Consider the following 18,594-nt stretch of genomic DNA (forward strand, 5'->3'; position numbering starts at 1 on the left):
GCGGCCAACGCGGGCGTCGGCGGGGGATTTTTCAACGGCCTGCTAGCCCCCGCCCCGCGCCGGGGCGAACGCCCTCAATCCGCGCCGCGCGGCACGACACCCCAGCGCCGCGCCCAGGCCAGCCCCTGCGACGTGCCGCCCGGGCCCGCGATCGCCGGACGGTATTCACAGCCCACCCAGCCGTCGAAGCCGCAGGTGGCCGCCACCTCGTCGATCACGCCCAGCAGGTAGTCGACCTGCAGCTCTCCCTGGTCGGGCTCGTGCCGCGCGGGTACGCCGGCGATCTGGAAATGCCCCACCCGTCCCGTGGGCAGGTAGTGGCGGATCTTCGTGGCCACGTCGCCCTCCATGACCTGGCAGTGGTACAGGTCGAACTGCACCTGCACGTTGGAAGCGCCCAGTTCCTGCAGCACGGCATGGGCGTCCTGCTGGCGCTGCAGGAAGTAGCCGGGCATGTCGCGCCCGTTGATGGGCTCGATCATCAGCCGCACGCCCTGGCGCCCGGCCTGGCCGGCGGCCCAGCGCAGGTTGCGCAGGTAGCAGGCGCGTGCGTCGGCGTGCGCCAGCCCGGGCGGCACCACGCCAGCCATCACGTGCAGGCGCTCGCAGCGCAGCGCCTGCGCATAGTGCAGCGCCTGTTGCAGCCCCTCCTGGAATTGCGCCTCGCGCCCCGGCAGACAGGCCAGACCGCGCTCGCCCGCCGCCCAGTCCCCCGGCGGGGCATTGAACAGTACCTGCGTCAGTCCATGTTCGGCCAGGCGCTGCGCAATCTGCTCCGCAGGATGGTCGTAGGGAAAAAGGTATTCCACCCCCCGGAAGCCGTCGCACGCGGCAGCGGCAAAGCGGTCCAGGAAGGCATGCTCGGCGTAGAGCATGGAGAGGTTGGCAGCAAGGCGAGGCATGACAGGAAGGGCGTTCGTACAAAAAAGGGCGCCAGTCGCGGACTGGCGCCCTTCATTCTAGGAACGCGTGGTGGGCGTCAGGGGAACGTGAAGTTCACCGTCTGGGTCGTTCCCGCGCCCAGGGTCAAGGCCTGCTGCTTGTCGGCCTGCCCCGCCAGACGCGCCTGGATGGTGTAGCGCCCTGCGGCTCCGGCATCGGCCGTGAACACGAGCGGAGTGGGCGCCGCGGCATACGGCGCCACCAGCGGGGCGGCCGTGGGCAGCGTGAAGCTGTAGGCGCCGGTCACGCCGTCCACGGGCTTGGCCGACACTTGCACCGTGCCAGCCGCTGCCAGCGGCTGCAGGGCCCGCACCCAGGCATCCACCGAGGTGGTGCCGTTCACGGTGCCAACGGGCGATGCCGGCAGCGCTACGGCCTGCGTGGACGTGCCGACGGAGGTGACCAGCTCGGACTGCACCGGCACCTGGGTCACCACGGCCGTGGTGCGGCCGGGTGCCGTCAGCACCAGCGTGTAGCTGCCCGGCACCACCGGCCGCAGCAGGTAGCGGCCCGAAGCGTCCGGCACGGTGGCGCGCACCACCTCGCCTTGGGACTGCAGCGTCACCGTGGCGCCAGCAACGGGTTCGACGAAGCCCTGCACACCAGAGACCAGGCGCGGAATCACCGCCACCACCGGCTTGAGCAGGTAGCGGCCCGATGCGCCGGCCGTGACGACGGACTTGCAGGCGTCGAAGTCGAGCACGAAGTCCGCCATCTGGTTGGCGGCGATGTCGATGTTCACGTTCATCTTCACGCCACTTTGCTGGCCGCTGGGCGTGGTCAGCGCTACTTCGCCCGACCCTGTGGGCACGACGGAGTTGGCGAAGGGGGCCGCTCCGCCATTGCCCGCCAGCACCAGACGCATCTGGGTGTATTTGCCCGTGGGCAGCGGCAGCTCGCCCAGTTCCTCCAGCACGCCGTTGGTCAGCGACAGCAGGTCCACGCGGCGCGCGGGGTTCAGCGTGAGCTCATGCCAGCCGGAAGCGTCATCCGCCGCCGCAGCGCTTTGGTGCACGCGTATTTTCTGCACGGTGACGTTCACCGCGTCATAGCCGCAACTGGGGGCATCGGTCAGCGCCAGCTTCAGCGTGCCGGTGCCGCTACCGTCACCGCCATCACCACCGCCGCCGCCACAGGCGACCAGGGCAGCCAGCGCGGTGGCGCCAGCCAGATACTTGCAACAGGAGAGGGTTTTCGTGCGCATGATGTTCATTGCCTCCGGGGTTTTTCTTGCCGAGGAAGGTGCCGTCAGACCAGCCTACCGCCCCGGGGCGCATTGTGAGAACGGCACCCCGCGGCACCTGGCAGCCAAATGTCAGGTGTTGCCTGATGTATGGAATCGCCAGAAAAGCGGGAGCCGACTTCTGCGCTGTAAAACACCGGACAGGCACATGAAATCGAAATTCAACGCTATGAATAGCAGAGCAACCGGCCAACGGACATGCAAGCAGATCGCGCCCGTGTCCTACACCAAACGCGGTAGTCGCCCACGGCCCCGCACACCCTGCTGCGCGACCCGCCGCCGGGCAGGTCAGACCGGCTGCGCGGCCTGCACCAGCCGTTGCGTGTAGGCGTGGCGCGGGGCATCCAGCACCTGGTGCACGCTGCCGCTTTCCACCACCTCGCCGTCCTTCATGACGATGACCTCATGCGCCATGGCGCGCACCACCGCCACGTCGTGCGTGATGAGCAGGTACGACAGCGCCCGCTCCTTCTGCAGGCGCTGCAGCAGGCTCAGCACCTGCTGCTGGATGGTGACGTCCAGCGCGCTGGTGGGCTCGTCCAGCACCAGCACCTGGGGCTCGACGATGAGCGCGCGCGCAATGGCCAGGCGCTGGCGCTGGCCGCCCGAGAACTCATGCGGGTAGCGCGCCAGCAGGCCGGGGAATTGCGCGTCCGTCAGGCCCACCTCGGCCAACATGGCGGCCACGCGCGCGCGGCGCTCGGCCACGTCCAGCGCAGGCATGTGCACGCGCAGGCCCTCGCCCACGATCTCCTCCACGGTCATGCGCGGCGACAGGGACGAGAACGGGTCTTGGAACACCACCTGCACCTGCCGGCGCAGCTGCTGGTTGTGCGCGGTGTTGCGGTGGGCGGGCTGCTGCCAGGCCTGGCCGGCAACCCGCAGCTCGCCGCGCGACGGCAGCAGGCCCAGCAGCGCCTGGGCCAGCGTGGACTTGCCCGAGCCCGATTCGCCCACGACCCCCAGCGTGCGCGCACGCGCAATGCGAAAGCCCGCATCCTTCACGGCCACGAATTCGCCCTTGGCAAACCAGCCGCGGATGCCCGGCACCGGCACGGGGTAGGCCACGCGCAGGCCGCTTGCCTGCGCGGCGGGCACGGCGTCGCCGTCGGCACCGCTTTCTACTACGTCCCGCCGCGGCGTACTGCCGATCAGCTTGCGCGTGTAGGCATGCTGCGGTGCGTCGAACACCTGGGCGACGGTGCCCTGCTCCACCACGGCGCCCTGCTCCATGACGGCCACGCGATCGGCAAAGCGGCGCACCAGCAGCAGGTCGTGCGTGATGAGCAGCACGGCCATGCCCGTCTGGCGCTGCAGGTCGGACAGCAGGTCCAGGATCTGGCCGCGCAGCGTCACGTCCAGCGCGGTGGTGGGCTCGTCGGCCAACAGCAGCTTCGGTCGGCTGGCCAGGGCCATGGCGATCATGGCGCGCTGGCGCTGCCCTCCCGAAAGCTGGTGCGGAAAACTGCCCGCGCGCCGCGCCGGCTCGGGGATGCCGGTACTCGCTAGCAGTTCGATAGCTGCTTGCGCGCTCTGCGCCTTGCTCAGGGCCTGTTTTAGCACCAAGACCTCGGCCACCTGGTCGCCAATCGTCATCAGCGGGTTCAGCGCCGTCATGGGCTCCTGGAACACCATGGCGATATCGCCGCCGCGCACGCCGCGCAGTTCGCGCTCAGGCAGTTGCAGCAGATCACGCCCGTGCATCAGCGCGCTTCCCTCCAGTTGCGCATCGCCCGTCAGGCGTAGCAGCGCCAGCGCGGTCACTGTCTTGCCCGAGCCGGATTCACCCACCAGCGCGAGCTTTTCGCCCGGGGCCATGTCGAAGCTCACCCCATGCACCACCTGCTTGGCGCCGAAGCGCACCCGCAGATCCCGCACCTGCAGCAGCGGCGCGGACGATGGAGACAGGGGGGGCGCAGCGCGCATGGCAGAAGGGTTCACGATGCCTCAGTTCTTGCGGGGGTCCAGCGCGTCGCGCAGCGCATCGCCCATGAAGGTGAGCAGCAGCAGCGTGGTGACCAGCACCCCGAAGGTGAAGATGGAGATCCACCACGCGTCGATGTTGTTCTTGCCCTGGGACAGCAGCTCGCCCAGGCTGGGTGTGCCGGGCGGCACGCCCAGGCCCAGGAAGTCCAGCGACGTCAGCGCCAGGATCGCCGCACCCATGCGGAACGGCAGAAAGGTGACCACGGGCGTCATGCTGTTGGGCAGGATATGGCGGCGGATGATCTGGCCGTTGGACACGCCCAGCGCCCGCGCGGCCTTCACATAGTCCAGTTGCCGGTTGCGCAGGAATTCCGCGCGCACATAGTCCGACAGCCCCATCCAGCCGAACAGGCTGAGCAATACCAGCAGCAGCCCGATGCTGGGCGCGAACACGGCGCTGAAGATGATGAGCAGGTACAGCTCGGGCATGGAGCCCCAGATCTCGATGAAGCGCTGGAAAGCCAGGTCGGTCTTGCCGCCAAAGAAGCCCTGTACCGCCCCCGCCGCCACGCCCAGTGCCACGCCCACCACGGTGAGGGCAATACCGAACAACACGCTCACGCGAAAGCCGTAGATCAGTTGCGCCAACAGGTCACGCCCGCGGTCATCCGTGCCCAGCCAGTTGTCGCGCGACGGGCCCGAGGGGTTGGGCTCCTTCGCGAAGTAGTTCAGCGTGTTTGGCCCGTAGCGGTTGAGCGTGTACAGCGCCCAGTTATCCCCCTGCGACAGCCGCTCGCGAATGAAGGGGTCGAGATAGTCGGTGGGCGTCTGGAAGTCACCGCCGAAAGTCGTCTCGGGGTAATCGTTGAACAACGGGAAATACGTCTGACCCTCATAGCGCACGACGAGGGGCCGGTCGTTGCTGACCAGTTCTGCCCCCAGGCTGATCACGACCAGGGTGCAGAACACCACCAGGCTCCAGAACCCCAGGCGGTTGGCACGAAAGCGCTGCCAGGCGCGCCGGCTGGGTGACGCCGAGGCGGCAACGGGCGCAGCGGGCGCAGCGGGCGCATCCTTAGCTACTGAAACGATAGCTGCTAGCGCTTGATGTTCAGGCGTTGGAGCCATATTTCAATCGAACTTGACGCGGGGATCCACCCACACGTAGCACAGGTCGCTGATGAGCTTGGTCACCAGCCCGATCAGCGTGAACAGGTACAGCGTGCCCAGCACCACGGGGTAGTCGCGGCGGATCACGCTCTCATAGGACAGCAGGCCCAGGCCGTCGAGCGAGAACAGCGTCTCGATGAGCAGCGAGCCCGCGAAGAACGCGCCGATGAAGGCGGATGGGAAGCCCGTGATGATGGGAATCAGCGCATTGCGAAACACGTGCTTGTAGAGCACCTGCCGGTCGGTCAGTCCCTTGGCACGCGCGGTGAGCACATATTGCTTGCGGATCTCTTCCAGAAAAGCGTTCTTGGTCAGCATCGCCGTCACCGCAAAGCTGCCGGCCACCATGGCCGTGATGGGCAGCGCGATATGCCATAGGTAATCCGTCACCTTGGCCCACAGGCCCAGCTCGTCCCAGTTGGCCGAGGTCAGCCCGCGCAGCGGGAACCACTGCAATTGCCCGCCAAAGATCACCAGCAGCGCCACGCCGAGCACGAAACCCGGAATCGCGTAGCCCACCAGGATGATGAGCGTGGTGACGAAGTCAAAGCGCGAGCCGGCGCGCACCGCCTTGGCCACACCCAGCGGCACCGCCACGAGGTAGCTGATGAAGAAGGTCCACAACCCCAGGCTGACGGACACGGGCAGCTTCTCCTTCACGAGTTGCCACACGTCCTTGTTCTGAAAGAAGCTGCGCCCCAGGTCGAAGCGCGCGAACTGGCCCAGCATCTGGAAGAAGCGCTCGTGCGCCGGCTTGTCAAAGCCATAGAGCTGCTTGATCTGCTCCAGCCGCTTCGGGTCCACGCCCTGCGCGCCGCGATAGGCCATGCCGCCGCCCTCGCCGCCTCCGCCCATGCCGGCAGCGCCGGCCTTGGCCTCGGCCAGGTATTGCTCCACCGGACCGCCCGGCACGAACTGGATCACGACAAAGGTCAACAGCAACACGCCCAACAGCGTGGGCAGCATGAGCAGGATGCGCTTGAGGATGTAGGCGAACATGGCGGTTTCAGTCCTTGCGCGGCGTCGCGGCCTTGGGCGCGGTCTCGGCGGTCAGCGCAGGCGAACGGGCCCACCACGTATCCACCGCCCACATCTCTCCGGTCGAATACGGCGGCACCACTTCGGGCCGGTCCAGTCGCCAGGCGTTGTAGACCATGCGATGGGTGCCCGCGGACCACTGCGGAATGAGGTAGTGGCCATGCGCAATGATGCGGTCCAGCGCATGGCACGCGGGCAACATCTGTTCCTGCGTCTTGGCGGAGACCATGGCACGGATCATTGCGTCCACGGCCGGGCTCTTTACGCCGGGGAAATTGCCCGAGTCTTCCTGGTCTGCCGCCGCGCTGCCGAACAGGTCGGCAAACTCCTGCCCCGGGTTGTTGGTGCCCTGGTAGGCAATGGTGGTGATGTCGAAGTCGAACTTCTGCAGGCGCTGCTGGTACAGCGCGAAGTCCACCGAGCGGAACTTGAGGGTGATGCCGAGCTTTTGCAGGTTACGCATCCACGAGGACAACGTGCGCACGCCGCCTTCGCTGCTGTCCATGTATTCCAGCACCATGGCCTGGCCGCTGGCGTTGCGCAGCACGCCATCCTGCACCTGCCAGCCTGCCTCCTGGAGCAGCGCCTGCGCGCGGCGCAGGTTGTCGCGCAGCGTGGTGGCGCCGTCGGTGGTGGGCGGCTCGAACATGGGGCCGAAGACCGCGGGGGGCAGATCCTTGCGCCAGGGCTCCAGCAGCGCCAGCTCCTGCGGCGTGGGCATGCCGTGGGTCTCGCACATGGTGTTGCCGAAGATGCCGCGCACGCGCTGATAGGCACCATAGAAAAGCTGGCGGTTCATCCACTCAAAGTCGAACGCCAGCCCCAGGGCCTCTCGCACGCGGCGGTCCTGCAGCAGCGGGCGGCGCGTGTTCAATACGTAGCTCTGGAAGCCCGAGGGCAGCTTGTTGGCGAACTCGCCCTTGACCAGCTCACCCGTGTCGAACTTGCGGCCGTTGACCCGCCGCGCCCAGTCGCCCGCACTGAAAAACCGCATCAGATCGAACTCGCCGGCCTTCAGCGCCTCCAGCCGCGCGGTGTTGTCCTTGTAGATCTTGACCAGAACACGGTCAAAGTTGGCCGTCCCCTTGCGCACGGGCAGGTCGCGCGCCCAATACTGGGGGTCACGCACATAGGTGATGTCCTTGCCGAAGTTGACGGGCCCAATCTTGTACGGTCCGCTGCCGATGGGGATGTCCATCACCACCTGGTCGAACGGCTTGGGCTTGCCGTCGGCGCCCAGTCCCCAGTCGCGGCTGAACACGGGTAGCCCCCCGACGGTGAGCGGCAGTTCGCGGTTGGGCGCCTTGAAGCGGTAGCGCACGGTGCGGTCGTCCAGCACATCCACACCGGCCACCTCGATCAGCAGCGTTTTGTAGCCCGGTGAGGTGTAAGGGCCCATCAGGGTGTCGAAACTGTGCTTTACATCCTGGGCCAGCACCGGCTTGCCGTTGTGAAAGCGCGCCTCGGGCCGCAGCCTGAAGGTGGCTGACAGGCCATCCGGCGCCACCGCCACATCCTCGGCCAGCAGTCCGTAGCCGGTGGCCGTTTCGTCCAGCGAGCCGGTGAGCAGCGAGTCGAACATCAGCGCCGACAGGTAGGCCGGCGCGTTGCCACGGATCGTGAATGGGTTGTACTTGTCGAAGGTGGAGGTGCGCAGATTGCTCACCAGGCGCAATTCGCCGCCCTTGGGCGCCTGTGGGTTGACGTAGGGGAAGTGCGCGAAGTCGGCCGCCAGCGCGGGCGCCCCCCACATCGCGTAGGCATGCGCGGCCCAGGCCGTCCCGCCCGCCACGCTGCTCCCTCCCAGCCAACCGATCAATAAACAGATACGCCAGAACCGCATGCGACAATTCTGCACCACGCAAGCGGCCCGCAAGCCCCCGCGTCACGCTTGCCATTTCCCTTCGCACATCGCATTTCAGGAGAACAACAATGGGTTTTCTCGCCGGCAAGAAGCTGCTCATCACGGGCGTGCTGTCCAATCGCTCGATCGCGTACGGCATCGCCAGGGCCTGCCACCAACAAGGCGCGGAACTGGCCTTCAGCTACGTGGGCGAGCGCTTCAAGGACCGCATCACCGAGTTCGCCGCCGAATTCGACTCCAAGCTGGTCTTTGACTGCGACGTGGCCGACGACGCGCAGATCGACAAATTGTTCGCCGACATCGGCGCCGCCTGGGGAAAGTTCGATGGCTTCGTGCACTCCATCGGCTTTGCTCCGCGCGAGGCCATCGCCGGCAACTTCCTGGAAGGCCTCTCTCGCGAAGCCTTCAAGGTGGCCCACGAAATCAGCGCCTACAGCTTCCCGGCCATGGCCAAGGCGGCCCTGCCCTACCTGAACGACAAGTCGGCGCTCCTGACGCTGTCGTACCTGGGCGCCCTGCGCTCCATCCCCAACTACAACACCATGGGCTTGGCCAAGGCCAGCCTGGAAGCCAGCGTGCGCTACCTGGCCGAAGCCGTGGGCCGCACTGAAGACGGCCGCTGCATCCGTGCCAACGGCATCAGCGCGGGCCCCATCAAGACCCTGGCCGCCAGCGGCATCAAGGACTTCGGCAAGCTGCTGGGCCGCGTGGCTGACGCCGCCCCGCTGCGTCGCAACGTGACGATCGAAGACGTGGGCAACGTGGCCGCGTTCCTGCTGTCCGACCTGGCCAGCGGCGTGACCGCCGAGATCACCTATGTGGACGGCGGCTTCAGCCAAACCGCCGGGCTTTCGGCAGACCAGGTGTGAGCCTGCGGAAATGACTGCGGGGTGGGTGCGCCACACCAACCTTGCTTGAAGAACCAACGGGCCTGTAAGGCCCGTTGTTCGTTTCGGTCACTGTGCGCGGACTTTCAGGACGGCTGGTTGCCCATGATCGAGCCTTCGTCGGCACGGCAAGACTCCTGCGGGCATGGCCCCGGGGCCTGGATCTCAAAATCGGCAGCGTGCCACCACCTGCACCGAACGCGGGGCTCCCGGCAGGTTCAGGTTCGGCGAACTGCCATGGCCCGCCACCATATAGCGGTGGTCGAACAGATTGTTCAGCTTGAGTTGCACATGCCAGGCGCCTAAGCGGAAGTAGGCCATGGCATCCACCGTGGTGTAGCCAGGCAAGGTAACCGTGTTGCCGGGGTTGGCAAACCGCGCTCCCATATAGTTCAGGCCGCCGCCCACGCCAAAGCCGTGCCCCAGTGCCTCGGTCACCCACAGGTTCGCGCTGTGCCGGGGAGTCAGCGTGGGCCGCTTGCCTTGTACAAGGCTGGCCGCATCCGTCGCAGGCGCGGCGGTCATCTCGCCATCCAGTAATGGCATAACCGGCCCAGCTTAGTTCACATGCCAACCTTATATGGTTTGCCGGGATGCTGCCTCTACTACAGCCCTCGTTTTCAGAGGAGCCGCAACGAAAAAGGGTTAGCAGATGAGTACCTGCTAACCCTTGGAACGACTGGCGGAGAGGGCGGGATTCGAACCCGCGGTGGGGATTAGCCCACACACGCTTTCCAGGCGTGCGACTTAAACCGCTCATCCACCTCTCCGGAGCCCTCCATTATAGATGCTGCACAGACACTTTTTCAAAGATCTGACTGTTCCCTTGAAAAAACATGCTTCCTCACGGGTTTCAAGATGGAACATCCCGGTTCCCCGCCTTTCAGGATGCATCTCGCCCGCGACCCAAGAAATGGAACCGCATCAGAGTACGCTCCCGTGCTCTGGCGTGGTCCACTATCGGCAGCGGATAGTCGATGCCTAAACGCAACCCACAGGCCTGCAATTCCAGCGGCTTCATGCCTGCAGGGAAATGGAGGTGCTTATCAGGAACACACGCCAGCTCCGGGAGATAGCGGCGGATGAACCTGCCATCGGGGTCAAACTTCTGCGACTGCGCCACCGGGTTGAAGATGCGAAACCAGGGCTGAGCGTCGCAGCCGGTTGACGCCGCCCATTGCCAGCCGCCATTGTTGGCAGCCAGGTCGTAGTCGTTCAGGTGCTGGGCAAAGAAGCGCTCGCCACGGCGCCAATCGATACCCAAATCCTTGGTCAAAAAGCTCGCCACCACCATGCGCAGCCGGTTGTGCATGTAGCCAGTCTGCAGCAGTTGGCGCATGGCGGCGTCGACCAACGGATAGCCAGTACGCGCCGCGCACCATGCCTGCCAGTACTCAGGCACGTCATCCCACTGGACGCGGTCGTACTCGGGGCGAAATGCCTGGGTGACCACGTGCGGGTGGTGCCACAGAATCATGAAATAGAAGTCGCGCCACGCCAGTTCGGACAGCCAGGTCTGCGCGCCTTCGCAGCCTTGCGCGGCCTGCCGCGCGGCCAGTGAGGCCAGCTGGCGGATGGACACGGTGCCAAAGCGCAGATGCACCGACAGGTAGGACACGCCTTTACGCCCAGGAAAGTCGCGCGCCAGCTTGTAAGCCGCCATGCGCGGCAGAAAATCCTGCAGCAACTGCTGCGCGCCACGCGAGCCCACAGGCAGCTGCAAATTAGCCAGGTTGGTGGGCACGAAGCCCAGATCCGCCAGCGTGGGCAGCCGCTCCCCCGCCGGGGGCACGGCCAGGTGCTGAGCTTGGCGCTCCACGGGATAAGGCTTGGTCTGGAAGGCATCCAGCTTCTGCAGCCAAGTGCGTTTGTATGGCGTGAAGACGCTGTAGGGCTGGCCCTGCTGGTTCAGCACCTCGCCCTGCTCCAGCAGCACCTGGTCCTTGTAGTCGCTGAAAGCGATGCCACACGCCGCCAGGCCGTCTGCCACCCGTCGGTCGCGGGCCAGGGCTGCAGGTTCGTAGTCGCGATTGGCCAGCACTTCGCGCACGCCCAGGCTGCGGGCCAATTGCACGATGCACTGCACCGCTGTACCGTGGCGCACGATCAGGCCGCCACCGGGGGCGCCGCTGCGTGCCGCCAGCGCGCGCAGGTCCTCATCCAATGCGCACACGCTGGCGTGAATGAACTCCACGCGCCGATCGCCCCTGGTCGGCAGCGCATCAAGGATATCGGTGTCAAAGACGAAGACGCAGTACACGCGTTCGAAACGGCGCAGTGCGTGGTACAGGGCGGCGTGGTCATGGCAGCGCAGATCGCGCCGCAGCCACACAAGGGCGCTGGCTGGCATGGGACGGGAAGGACTGGTCTGGCTGACGGCGCGGCAGTGCCCCTCAGGCCTGCATCACCACGGGGCCGCCCTGCTCCAGCGCCCGCTGGTAGGCCGGACGCGCCCGCATACGCTGGCGGTAGGCCACCAGGTGCGGCCAGGCCGTTTCGTCGCCCCCGCGCGCGAGGGCCGCCTCCACGGCAAAGCTCATCTGAAAGTCGGCCATGGTCAGGTGGCCCCCGGCGAACCAGTCGTGCTGGGCCAGGTGCGCATCCATGAAGGCCAGGGCGGTTTGCACGTTCGGGCCGATGAGTCTTTGCTGCACTTTGGCGCACAGGGTGCGCGCGATGGGGCGCACAAAAAACGGCATGGGCTGGCGCGCAATGGTGTCGAACACCAGCTTCATCACCAGCCAGTTCATCAGGGACCCCTCGGCGTAATGCATCCAGAACCTGCACTGGCGATGTTCTGCCGTGCCGCGCGCGGGTTCCAGATGGGCCAGATCCGCCGGCGCCTGTGCACCGTAGCGCTCGGCCAGATATTCGATGATGGCGCCAGATTCGGCCACCACCATGTCGCCTTCGGTGATGACGGGCGACTTGCCCAGCGGGTGCACCCGCTTGAGCTCTGGTGGCGCCAGCCTGGTCACGGGGTCACGCGAGTAACGGCGGATGTCGTAGGGCACGCCCAGTTCTTCCAGCAGCCACAGAATGCGCTGGGAGCGCGAGGTTTCCAGGTGGTGAACGGTCAGCATGGGCGGCATGGTAGTGCAGTCGCGCACGAAGGGTTGGCGCCTGCCGCGGCACGGCGTGCCCCGCCATGGGTGTGCTGTCCCTCGCGCCGAGGCCCGGACCCACGTCCCTCACTTCGCCAAAGGAGCGCGGGGCGCTTTGCAAACTATATTTTTGATAGCTTATAGCACTTACTCATCAATGCTTAGCGCCTATTTTCATCCAAAGACGGATCAACGCCGGCTGTAGATCTGGTCAAACAGTGCGCCGTCCGCAAAATGCTCTCGATTGGCCTTGGCCCAGCCACCGAAAGCCTGGTCGATGGTGGCCAGTGTGAGCTTGGGGAATTGCTTGTCGTAGTGGGCCTTGGCCTTCTCGCTGGTTGGACGGTAGAAGTTCTTTCCAGCAATGTCCTGCCCCTCGTCGGAATAGAGGTAGGCAAGGTACTCCTCCGCCAGCGCGCGCGTGCCCTTCTTGTCCACCACCTTGTCCACCACCGCCACCGTGGGTTCGGCCAAGATGGACAGCGATGGCACGACGATCTCGAACTTGTCCTTGCCGAACTCCTTGAGCGCAAGAAACGCCTCGTTCTCCCAGGCCAGCAGCACGTCGCCCACACCGCGCTGCACGAAGGTGATGGTCGAGCCGCGCGCACCCGTGTCGAGCACCGGCACGTTCTTGTAGAGCTTGGACACGAAATCCTTGGCTTGAGTGTCGCTGCCGTACTTGCGCTTGGCGAATTCCCAGGCAGCAAGATAGTTCCAGCGCGCCCCGCCGCTGGTCTTGGGGTTAGGGGTAATGACTTGCACGCCGGGCTTGACCAAGTCATCCCAATCCTTCACGCCCTTGGGGTTGCCCTTCTTCACCAGAAACACGATGGTGGAGGTATAGGGCGCCGAGTTGTGCGGGAGGCGCTTTTGCCAAGCGGGCGCCAGCAGGCCGTGCTGGGCCAGCGCATCCACGTCTCCGCCCAGGGCCAGCGTAGCCACGTCGGCGTCGATGCCATCGATGATCGAACGCGCCTGCTTGCCCGAGCCGCCGTGCGACTGTTTGAACTGCACTTCCTGCCCCGTCTTGGCCTTCCAGTGGCGTGCGAAGGCCTGGTTGTAGGCCACATAGAGTTCACGCGTGGGGTCGTAGGACACGTTGAGGAACTGGGCGGGCTGCGCAAACGACGGCAAAGACGTCAGGGACATGACCGCCGTCAGGGCGGTGGCCAGGGGAAACTTGATAAAGTCGCGGCGATTGTTCATGAAGGGCTTTCGTTGCAGGGTGCGTCGGTGCGGTTCACCGATGCAAGGCATTCTGGAAGTCGCCCTTCAAAATCCAAACCAATAAGATTTCAGTTCGTTATTCCATTGACGTCTGAAGTTTCAGCAAGGAATCGCTCCATGGCACGTACCGTCCACTGCATCAAGCTCGGCAAGGAAGCCGAAGGCCTCGACTTTGCGCCCTACCCCGGCGATCTGGGCAAACGCATCTATGACAACGTGAGCAAGCAAGCCTGGGCCGACTGGATCAAGCACCAGACCATGCTGGTCAACGAGAACCGCCTGAACCTGGCCGACGCGCGCGCCCGCCAATACCTCGCCCGCCAGATGGAAAACCACTTCTTCGGCAGCGGCGCAGACGCTGCGGCGGGTTATGTGCCGCCCAGCGCGTAACGCAGTGCAGCGCTGCAAGAAGCGGTTTCGCTAAAGCCACTTCTTTGGCGCGGCGCAGACGGTGAGGCTGGCTGCGTCCCGCCCGGCGCATGACGCAGCGCTGCGCCAAAGCAGCGCCTCTTTGCAGTCGCCCCCGTCGCATCACTGTGGCGGGGGCGTTGCCGTTGTAGCCCACTGCGCCTGGCAGGCGGCCCAGGCCCGGCTCCCTGAGGAGATTTCATGTTGCCGTCGGTGTCATTGCTGGACTCGTTCCAGTTCTCACAGTTCACCACCCTGCTGGTGATCTACCTTGTGGCCATCACGGCCGAGGCCATGTCTGGCGCGCTGGCCGCAGGCCGGCGCAACATGGACATCTTCGGTGTCAGCGTGATCGCCTTTGTGACCGCGCTGGGCGGCGGCACCATCCGTGACATGGTGCTGGGCCACTACCCGATCGGCTGGACACAGCACCCGGAATACGTGTACCTGGTGATCTCCGCAGGCCTGCTGACGACGGTGGTGGCGCGCTACCTGCACCGGATCAAGCGTGTGTTCCTGCTGCTGGACGCCATGGGGCTGATCGCGTTCTCGCTGATCGGATGCAATGTGGCCCTGGAACTGGGCTACCCGCCCGTGGTGGTGGTGATGTCCGGCATGCTCACGGGCATCAGCGGCGGCATCCTGCGCGACGTGCTGTGCAACCAGGTGCCCGTGGTCTTTCGGCGCGAGCTGTACGCCAGCGTGTCCCTGGCCGTGTGCCTGCTGTTCCTGGGACTGCGCACGATGGAAGTGGAAAACAACCTCAGCACTTTGGTGTGCTTCGCCGCCGGCCTGGCGCTGCGGCTGCTGGCACTGCACTACCACTGGCGCCTGCCGGTGTTCTCGTACCAGCAGCGCTGGGAATGACACTGTTTCTGTAATCTTTTCGCGCCTCCCGACACCATGTCCGAACCGATTGAATGGCTGGAAGACGGCACGCCCTACAGCCCGCGCTTCTCAGACCGGTACCACAGCGAGCACGGCGGCCTGGAACAAGCCCGCGGCACATTTCTCGCCGGCTGCGGCCTGCCCCAGGCCTGGCAGAACCAGCCGCAGTGGCGGGTGCTGGAAACCGGCTTCGGCCTGGGCCTGAATTTCCTCGTGACCTGGGCCGCGTGGCGCGCCGACCCCCACCGGCCACAGCGGCTGCACTTCGTGTCTTGCGAGGCCTGGCCCGTGAGCGCGGCCGATCTGCTGCGCGCCGCGCCCATCGATTCCACACTGCAATCGCTGGCCCAGCAGTTGGCGGCGCAGTACTGGGGCTTGCTACCGGGCGTGCACCGGCTCTCGTTTGACGGCGGGCAGGTGCTGCTCACGCTGTACATCGGTGACGCGCAAGCCCTGCTGAGGCAGCAGCAGCCCACGGCGGATTCGGTGTACCTGGACGGCTTCGACCCCCAGCACAACCCGCAAATGTGGGACATCCACACCCTCAAGGCCGTGGCGCGCTGCTGCCGTCGCGGCACCCGCCTGGCGACGTGGACGGTGGCGCGCGGCGTGCGGGACGGGCTGGTGCAGTGCGGCTTCGAGGTGCAAAAGGTGCCAGGTGTCCGCCCCAAGCGCGACAACCTGCAGGCCACCTACGCGCCCCGTTGGGAGCCACGCGCCGGCCAGCCCGTGCTGCCAGACGCCACGGTGGCCGCCCCAGCCCGCTGCCTGGTGGTGGGCGCAGGACTGGCGGGCGCCGCCGTGGCGGCCAGCCTGGCGCACCGTGGCTGGCAGGTCCAGGTGCTGGACCGGGCCGATCACCCTGCCGCCGGTGCATCCGGCCTGCCGGCGGGGGTGTTCGCGCCCAATGTCTCGCAGGACGACAACCTGATCTCACGCCTGTCGCGCGCGGGGGTACGCACCACGCTGAATACGCTGGCGCAGCTTCCAGCCGAGACGCGCGGCACCGACTGGAGCGCGTGCGGCACGCTGGAGCACCGTGTGGACGGCACCACAGGATTGGCCTGGAGCGAAGGGCCTGGCCTGGACTGGAGTCGCCCCGCAACACCCGCACAACTGCAGGCCAACGGCTTATCGGCAGACACGGTGGCCTGCTGGCACGAGCACGCGGGCTGGGTACGCCCGCCCCAGCTCATCGCCCACCTGCTGAACGACCCGGCCATCCACTGGCGCGGCAGCGCGGCGGTGGCGGAGTTGCGCCGCACCACCGTCGACGGCCAGCCCCTCTGGCAGGCACTGGACGCCGAAGGGCGCGTCCTGGCCGAGGCGGAACTTGCCGTGGTTTGCGCCGGGCACCACACCGGCCCGCTCACGCACGCGCATTGGCCCATGAATCCGCTGCGCGGCCAGTTGGCCTGGGGCCTGCATGCCCAGGCCCCCGCGGGCGCCCCCTGGCCGCCCCAGCCGGTCAATGGCAACGGCAACCTGGTGCCCCGTGTGCCGCTGCAGGGTGGCGCAGGCTGGGTGCTGGGCTCCACGTTCGAGCGCCTGAAGACCGCCCTGCCCCCCAGCCCTGACGACCACGCCAAGGGCTTGGCCACCAATCAGGCCAAACTGCACGCGCTGCTGCCCCCCCTGGGCGTTGCCATGGACGCCGCCTTCACCCAGGCCGTCACCGCGCCGGACGGCCCCGTGCGCACCTGGGCGGCGGTGCGCTGCGGTGCGCTGGACCGCCGCCCCATCGTGGGGCCGGTGGACTCGGTGCGCCAGCCCGGCCTGTGGCTGTGCACTGCCATGGGCGCGCGCGGGCTCACGCTGTCATTGCTGTGCGGCGAACTGATCGCCGCGCGGCTGCACAGTGAGCCCCTGCCGCTGGACGCCCCTCTGGCGCGCGCGTTGAGCAGCGAGCGCTGGCTAGGATATGAGCCACAGTGAGCCGACACGCATTTCATATACAAATAACGGAATATATGAAGCATTAAAAAATAGTTTGTCTTTATAAGACAGACTTTTAAAGTGCGCCCATCGATGCTGCGGGCGCCATTCGGGGCCCGGCGGCACCTGTGTTGAAACGCCCACGGCCCTGCCATGTACCAGTACACCGAATTCGACCGCCAGTTCGTCCACCTGCGCGCCCAGCAATTCCGCGATCAGCTCGAACGCTGGCAGCGCGGCGAGTTGACCGACGAGCAACTGCTGCCCCTGCGCCTGCAAAACGGCTGGTACATCCAGCGCTACGCGCCCATGGCCCGCATCGCCGTGCCCTATGGCGATATCAATAGCACCCAGCTGCGCATGCTGGCCCACATCGCCCGCGAATACGACCGCCCCACGCCCGAGCTGCTGGCCCATGCCCAGGCCACGCAGGACCAGTTGCAGGCTGCCCAGCCGGGCCTGACACTGGCCGCGCCCCCGCTGCGCTACGGCTACGGCCACTTCACCACGCGCACCAACGTGCAGTTCAACTGGATTCCCATCACCCGCGCGGCCGACGTGATGGACCTGCTGGCCAGCGTGCACATGCACGGCATCCAGACCAGCGGCAACGACATCCGCAACATCACCTGCGAGGCCTACGCCGGCATCGCCGAGGACGAGATCGTGGACACCCGGCCGTTCGCCGAGATCACGCGCCAGTGGAGCTCGCTGCACCCCGAGTTCACCTACCTGCCGCGCAAGTTCAAGATCGCCTTCAACGGCGCCGCGGAAGACCGTGCCGCCACCGGCTGGTATGACATCGGCCTGCAGGCGCTGAAGAACGCGGCCGGCGAGGTGGGCTTTGCCGTCAAGGTGGGCGGCGGCATGGGGCGCACGCCCGTCATCGGCACCGTGGTGCGTGAATTTCTGCCGTGGGACCAGCTGCTGAACTACATCGAAGCCATCGTGCGCGTGTACAACAGCTACGGCCGCCGCGACAACAAGTGGAAGGCGCGCATCAAGATCCTGGTCAAGAGCGAAGGCCAGCAGTTCATCGACGCGGTGGAGGCCGAATACCGCGCCATCCTGGAGCAGGACGGCGCCCCGCACACCATCACCCAGGCCGAGCTGGACCGCGTGACCGGCCATTTCGTCGTGCCACCGCTGCGGCCCGCCGGCCGCCCGCATGGCGTGAACACCTCCGGCCAGCTGTACCAGCGCTGGCTGCAGCAGAACGTGCGCGGCCACCGCATGGCGGGGCTGAAGGCGGTGACACTGTCGTTCAAGCGCGTGGGCTTTGCGCCCGGCGACGCCGACGGCGACACGCTGGACGCCCTGGCCCAACTGGCCGACCAGTTCAGCGCCGGCGAGGCGCGCCTGACGCACGAGCAGAACCTGCTGCTGCCCTGGGTGCACGAAGCCGACCTGCCCGCGCTGTACGAGGCCGCGCGCAAGCTGGGCCTGGCGCAGCCCAACATCGGCCTGCTGACGGACATGATCGCCTGCCCGGGCGGCGACTTCTGCTCGCTGGCCAACGCGCGTTCGCTGCCCATCGCCGCGGCCATCACCGAGCGCTACCAGGACCTGGACGAGCTGTTCGACATCGGCCCCATCGACCTGCACATGAGCGGCTGCATCAACAGCTGCGGCCACCACCACAGCGGCCACATCGGCATCCTGGGCGTGGACAAGGACGGCAAGGAGTGGTACCAGATCACGCTGGGCGGCTCCGACGGCACGCAGCTGTCCGGCCCGGCCATCGGCGGCAAGGTGGTCGGCCCGTCGTTCTCGGCCGCCGAAGTGCCCGACGTGATCGAGGCGCTGCTGGACACCTACCGCGCGCTGCGCAAGGGCAACGAGCTGTTCATCGACACCCTGCGCCGCGTGGGCCAGGACCCCTTCAAGGCCGCCGCCAATGGTGCGCGCCACCCCAAGGCGGCTGAAGAGGCCGTGGCCTGACCCCACTCAAAAGACCTT

The 18,594-nt window shown here is 66.5% G+C and carries 15 protein-coding genes and 1 tRNA gene; 5 read left to right on the forward strand and 11 right to left on the reverse strand.

The window, feature by feature from the left end:
- Window positions 1-74 precede the first annotated feature (74 nt).
- The 6 genes from otnI to OX89_RS15675 all read right to left on the reverse strand — a co-directional run bounded on the left by otnI (window position 75) and on the right by OX89_RS15675 (window position 8,162).
- Entirely contained in the window at window positions 75-902 is an 828-nt protein-coding gene (otnI, locus tag OX89_RS15650) for a 2-oxo-tetronate isomerase (RefSeq protein WP_047351311.1), read from the reverse strand.
- Between the two features lie 77 nt (window positions 903-979).
- Window positions 980-2,146: a DUF4382 domain-containing protein gene (locus OX89_RS15655; RefSeq protein ID WP_047351441.1), complete on the reverse strand. Its 1,167-nt coding sequence runs from the start codon at window positions 2,144-2,146 to the stop codon at window positions 980-982.
- 327 nt (window positions 2,147-2,473) lie between these two features.
- Window positions 2,474-4,111 carry an ABC transporter ATP-binding protein gene (locus OX89_RS15660; RefSeq protein WP_047351312.1) on the reverse strand — a complete coding sequence of 546 codons (1,638 nt, stop codon included), beginning with the start codon at window positions 4,109-4,111 and terminating at the stop codon, window positions 2,474-2,476.
- A 21-nt stretch (window positions 4,112-4,132) separates the two neighbouring features.
- Entirely contained in the window at window positions 4,133-5,239 is a 1,107-nt protein-coding gene (locus OX89_RS15665) for an ABC transporter permease (RefSeq protein WP_047351313.1), read from the reverse strand.
- 3 nt (window positions 5,240-5,242) lie between these two features.
- The gene (locus OX89_RS15670; protein WP_011805074.1) at window positions 5,243-6,280 is read right to left on the reverse strand and encodes a microcin C ABC transporter permease YejB; all 1,038 of its coding nucleotides are present in this window, start codon (window positions 6,278-6,280) and stop codon (window positions 5,243-5,245) included.
- A gap of 7 nt (window positions 6,281-6,287) precedes the next feature.
- Complete coding sequence (locus OX89_RS15675; RefSeq protein ID WP_047351314.1) at window positions 6,288-8,162, reverse strand: extracellular solute-binding protein; 1,875 nt, start codon at window positions 8,160-8,162, stop codon at window positions 6,288-6,290.
- Window positions 8,163-8,251: 89 nt separating this feature from the next.
- Between OX89_RS15675 and fabI the strand changes: the two genes are divergently transcribed.
- Entirely contained in the window at window positions 8,252-9,052 is an 801-nt protein-coding gene (fabI, locus tag OX89_RS15680) for an enoyl-ACP reductase FabI (RefSeq protein WP_047351315.1), read from the forward strand.
- 183 nt (window positions 9,053-9,235) lie between these two features.
- On the opposite strand, the gene OX89_RS15685 is transcribed toward fabI, so the two are convergent.
- The 5 genes from OX89_RS15685 to OX89_RS15705 form a co-directional block, all read right to left on the reverse strand.
- Window positions 9,236-9,616 (reverse strand): TonB-dependent receptor domain-containing protein, encoded by a 381-nt coding sequence (locus OX89_RS15685; protein ID WP_369799299.1) that lies wholly within the window; start codon window positions 9,614-9,616, stop codon window positions 9,236-9,238.
- A gap of 134 nt (window positions 9,617-9,750) precedes the next feature.
- Window positions 9,751-9,840: transfer RNA gene (locus OX89_RS15690), tRNA-Ser, on the reverse strand.
- 113 nt (window positions 9,841-9,953) lie between these two features.
- The gene (locus tag OX89_RS15695; RefSeq protein WP_047351317.1) at window positions 9,954-11,420 is read right to left on the reverse strand and encodes a deoxyribodipyrimidine photo-lyase; all 1,467 of its coding nucleotides are present in this window, start codon (window positions 11,418-11,420) and stop codon (window positions 9,954-9,956) included.
- Between the two features lie 43 nt (window positions 11,421-11,463).
- Window positions 11,464-12,153 carry a glutathione S-transferase family protein gene (locus OX89_RS15700; protein ID WP_199856264.1) on the reverse strand — a complete coding sequence of 230 codons (690 nt, stop codon included), beginning with the start codon at window positions 12,151-12,153 and terminating at the stop codon, window positions 11,464-11,466.
- A 210-nt stretch (window positions 12,154-12,363) separates the two neighbouring features.
- Window positions 12,364-13,383 (reverse strand): sulfate ABC transporter substrate-binding protein, encoded by a 1,020-nt coding sequence (locus OX89_RS15705; protein WP_047351442.1) that lies wholly within the window; start codon window positions 13,381-13,383, stop codon window positions 12,364-12,366.
- A 138-nt stretch (window positions 13,384-13,521) separates the two neighbouring features.
- Between OX89_RS15705 and OX89_RS15710 the strand changes: the two genes are divergently transcribed.
- The 4 genes from OX89_RS15710 (at window position 13,522) to OX89_RS15725 (ending at window position 18,576) form a co-directional block, all read left to right on the forward strand.
- The gene (locus tag OX89_RS15710) at window positions 13,522-13,794 is read left to right on the forward strand and encodes an oxidative damage protection protein (RefSeq protein WP_011805062.1); all 273 of its coding nucleotides are present in this window, start codon (window positions 13,522-13,524) and stop codon (window positions 13,792-13,794) included.
- Window positions 13,795-14,013: 219 nt separating this feature from the next.
- Window positions 14,014-14,679: a trimeric intracellular cation channel family protein gene (locus tag OX89_RS15715; RefSeq protein ID WP_011805061.1), complete on the forward strand. Its 666-nt coding sequence runs from the start codon at window positions 14,014-14,016 to the stop codon at window positions 14,677-14,679.
- A gap of 36 nt (window positions 14,680-14,715) precedes the next feature.
- Window positions 14,716-16,635, forward strand: a complete 1,920-nt coding sequence (gene mnmC, locus OX89_RS15720; RefSeq protein WP_047351319.1) for an FAD-dependent 5-carboxymethylaminomethyl-2-thiouridine(34) oxidoreductase MnmC — start codon at window positions 14,716-14,718, stop codon at window positions 16,633-16,635.
- Window positions 16,636-16,788: 153 nt separating this feature from the next.
- Window positions 16,789-18,576 (forward strand): nitrite/sulfite reductase, encoded by a 1,788-nt coding sequence (locus OX89_RS15725; RefSeq protein WP_011805059.1) that lies wholly within the window; start codon window positions 16,789-16,791, stop codon window positions 18,574-18,576.
- Window positions 18,577-18,594: the final 18 nt, after the last annotated feature.

It is taken from the genome of Diaphorobacter sp. J5-51 (genome assembly GCF_001023515.1).
GTDB lineage: Bacteria > Pseudomonadota > Gammaproteobacteria > Burkholderiales > Burkholderiaceae_C > Diaphorobacter > Diaphorobacter nitroreducens.

Excerpts from the sequence above, each read along its gene's own strand:
- OX89_RS15710 (WP_011805062.1), top strand. The coding sequence starts at position 13,522 with ATGGCACGTACCGTCCACTGCATCAAGCTCGGCAAGGAAGCCGAAGGC.
- otnI (WP_047351311.1), bottom strand. The coding sequence starts at position 902 with ATGCCTCGCCTTGCTGCCAACCTCTCCATGCTCTACGCCGAGCATGCC.
- OX89_RS15700 (WP_199856264.1), bottom strand. The coding sequence starts at position 12,153 with ATGCTGACCGTTCACCACCTGGAAACCTCGCGCTCCCAGCGCATTCTG.
- OX89_RS15670 (WP_011805074.1), bottom strand. The coding sequence starts at position 6,280 with ATGTTCGCCTACATCCTCAAGCGCATCCTGCTCATGCTGCCCACGCTG.
- OX89_RS15665 (WP_047351313.1), bottom strand. The coding sequence starts at position 5,239 with ATGGCTCCAACGCCTGAACATCAAGCGCTAGCAGCTATCGTTTCAGTA.
- OX89_RS15705 (WP_047351442.1), bottom strand. The coding sequence starts at position 13,383 with ATGAACAATCGCCGCGACTTTATCAAGTTTCCCCTGGCCACCGCCCTG.
- OX89_RS15655 (WP_047351441.1), bottom strand. The coding sequence starts at position 2,146 with ATGCGCACGAAAACCCTCTCCTGTTGCAAGTATCTGGCTGGCGCCACC.
- OX89_RS15715 (WP_011805061.1), top strand. The coding sequence starts at position 14,014 with ATGTTGCCGTCGGTGTCATTGCTGGACTCGTTCCAGTTCTCACAGTTC.
- OX89_RS15660 (WP_047351312.1), bottom strand. The coding sequence starts at position 4,111 with ATGCGCGCTGCGCCCCCCCTGTCTCCATCGTCCGCGCCGCTGCTGCAG.
- OX89_RS15675 (WP_047351314.1), bottom strand. The coding sequence starts at position 8,162 with ATGCGGTTCTGGCGTATCTGTTTATTGATCGGTTGGCTGGGAGGGAGC.
- OX89_RS15725 (WP_011805059.1), top strand. The coding sequence starts at position 16,789 with ATGTACCAGTACACCGAATTCGACCGCCAGTTCGTCCACCTGCGCGCC.
- OX89_RS15695 (WP_047351317.1), bottom strand. The coding sequence starts at position 11,420 with ATGCCAGCCAGCGCCCTTGTGTGGCTGCGGCGCGATCTGCGCTGCCAT.
- OX89_RS15685 (WP_369799299.1), bottom strand. The coding sequence starts at position 9,616 with ATGCCATTACTGGATGGCGAGATGACCGCCGCGCCTGCGACGGATGCG.
- mnmC (WP_047351319.1), top strand. The coding sequence starts at position 14,716 with ATGTCCGAACCGATTGAATGGCTGGAAGACGGCACGCCCTACAGCCCG.
- fabI (WP_047351315.1), top strand. The coding sequence starts at position 8,252 with ATGGGTTTTCTCGCCGGCAAGAAGCTGCTCATCACGGGCGTGCTGTCC.